The 2,374-nt window shown below is 50.7% G+C and carries 3 protein-coding genes and 1 other annotated feature; of the genes, 1 reads left to right on the top strand and 2 read right to left on the bottom strand.

Going from position 1 to position 2,374, the window contains the following annotated elements; all coding sequences use genetic code 11:
• Both yfbR and trpS read right to left on the bottom strand, forming a co-directional pair.
• Positions 1-521 (bottom strand): 5'-deoxynucleotidase (yfbR, locus tag DBO31_RS08705; protein ID WP_150824955.1); only part of this gene is annotated, 521 nt, incomplete at its 3' end.
• A gap of 9 nt (positions 522-530) precedes the next feature.
• Complete coding sequence (gene trpS / locus DBO31_RS08710; protein ID WP_075581265.1) at positions 531-1,517, bottom strand: tryptophan--tRNA ligase; 987 nt, start codon at positions 1,515-1,517, stop codon at positions 531-533.
• A 44-nt stretch (positions 1,518-1,561) separates the two neighbouring features.
• Positions 1,562-1,800, bottom strand: a binding site (T-box leader).
• A 119-nt stretch (positions 1,801-1,919) separates the two neighbouring features.
• Here trpS and DBO31_RS08715 point away from each other — a divergent pair.
• On the top strand, positions 1,920-2,374 hold a 455-nt coding region (locus DBO31_RS08715; RefSeq protein ID WP_200817507.1), incomplete at its 3' end, for a fibronectin type III domain-containing protein.

Below are 2,374 nucleotides of genomic sequence, written 5' to 3' on the forward strand. Positions count from 1 at the left end.
ACCTCCGGCATTCCCAGGTCACGCAGACGGGCTCCGATGGTTTCATATGCTTCATTAAATTCGTTGTTGCCGGCATGTTTTTCCTGAAGGCATTTCAAGTACGCGCTCAATGTATCAGCCGCCTTGACAAAGGGCCATACAGGATCTTCTTCAGCATGACAGATCAGCCATTCATAATCAGGCTGCAAATCCTCTGGCAGCGTTTCGACAAGCCGTTTCTGTGCCAGCTGTTCCACTTCGCCATAGGTCCTGCGCATGACCGGGCTGAAGTACTTGACCGGCGTCGGCATATCACCAGTAAAGACTTCACTGGCATCGTGATACAGCGCCAGCAGGACGGCCCGTCCGGCATCTACAGTGCCGCCATCAGCATAATATGTATTGTGTAACAGGCAGAGGTGATAGGCAATCATCGCCGTCTGCAGCGTATGCTCCTGCACATTTTCTTCGATGGTGTTACGCATCAGGCTCCAGCGGCGGATAAATTTCATGCGCGCCAAAATGGCAAAGAAATGGCTCATATGTACTCCTTATTTACGGTACAGACCCATAGCCCGGCAGGCTTTCACATAAGTGACATTGGCCTTGGCATGGGCTTTCTTGGCGCCTTCGTCGAGGATGGCATCCAGTTCGGGATCGCCTACGAGCTGATGATAGCGCTGCTGGATCGGTTCCAGTACGGAAATGACAGCATCGGCTACATCTTTCTTGAATGCTCCGTAGCCTTTGCCTTCGTAGGCTTTTTCAATATCTTCATGGCTCTGGTCGGTCACGGCCGAGAGAATTTCAATCAGGTTGGAAATACCGGGCTGGCAGTCCGTGTCATAACGCACGGTATTCAGGCTGTCCGTCTGGGCCCGTTTGATTTTCTTTTCAATATCTTTGGGATCGTCGAGAAGATAAATAGTAGCCGTCGTGTTGGAATCAGATTTGCTCATTTTCTTCGTCGGTTCCTGCAGGCTCATGACACGAGTGCCATCGTGGCCGAGCAGGATCTGGGGCAGTTTAAATACGTCCCCGTACAGACGGTTGAACCGCTGTGCCAGGTCACGGGTAATTTCCATATGCTGCTTCTGATCATCGCCAACGGGAACGTAGTCAGCCTGATACAGCAGGATGTCTGCCGCCATCAGGGGCGGATAGGTCAGAAGACCGGCCGGAATGGAATCGCCCCGTTTGGAAGCCTTATCCTTATACTGGGTCATCCGTTCCAGTTCACCTACATAAGAAGATGTAATCATGATCCAGCCGAGCTGTACGTGTTCCGGAACTTCCGACTGTACGAACAGCGTCGCTTTCTGCGGATCCAGACCGGAAGCGATATAAATAGCCGCCAGCTGACGGGTCCGTTCATGGAGAAGCTGCGGATCCTGCGGCACGGTGATAGCATGCTGATTGACGATGCAATAATAACATTCATTGGCATCCTGTAATTTAGAAAAATTACGCAGTGCACCCAGATAATTCCCTAATGTAAGATTGCCACTCGGCTGGATACCTGAAAAGATAATAGACATGATTGTTTTCCTCCTGTCAATAAAAAAACCTTCCATCCCTTATATATAGGGACGAAAGGAAAGTATTTCCGCGGTACCACCCTGGTTGGCATAATGCCCGGCTCTTACATGCACATCATCATGCACTCTTTCCTGGTAACGGTGAAAGTTCCGGCCTGTCATACTGACTTCTGACAGCCTCTCCCGGGCCCATTCCTTCTTTCTCCTCCTGACGGACTTCCACCCTCACCGGCTCGCTGAAAGGGGTATGAAAGAGCTACTTGCTCCCGTTCATCGAGTTTCTTTGTATATACAGGTATTGTAGTCCCGAATACGTACCATGTCAAGAAGCATTTTGTAAAAAAAGTCTTGACTTAAAGCTCACTCCATGTGCTAAAATAAGCCATCACAGGAGGAATGTATATGAAATTAACGCGAAAAAAAATTATATTGACTGCCCTTCCCCTAGTGGCAGCCGCTCTCATAGGAGCTTATTTCTTTATACCCGGTTCCAAAGCCGTGGCCCGTCAGGGCATACAAGTCACCAAAGCAGCAGCCGCTCACTACGATCTGACCAGCGATGTCGATGCCTCTCACGTACGCCAGATTATCACCCGTGACAGCATGACGAGCCGCACCATCATGTGGCAGTCTGATTTTTCCGAAGAGCCGGCACTGGTCGAATACCGCGTCAAGGGATCTGATGGCGACGTGTTCCAGCAGCAGGCGACAAATGAAGCCTTTAACGACGATGATACGACGACCTACGTCCACAGCGCATTGCTGCAGGACCTCACACCGGGAACGACGTACGAATACCGCGTCGGATACGGAGAAAAACGGACGGAATGGCAGGAATTCCAGACGGCCCGGGGAAA

Source organism: Megasphaera sp. DJF_B143 (assembly GCF_900320625.1).
Taxonomy (GTDB): domain Bacteria; phylum Bacillota; class Negativicutes; order Veillonellales; family Megasphaeraceae; genus Megasphaera; species Megasphaera hexanoica.

Excerpts from the sequence above, each read along its gene's own strand:
- trpS (WP_075581265.1), bottom strand. The coding sequence starts at position 1,517 with ATGTCTATTATCTTTTCAGGTATCCAGCCGAGTGGCAATCTTACATTA.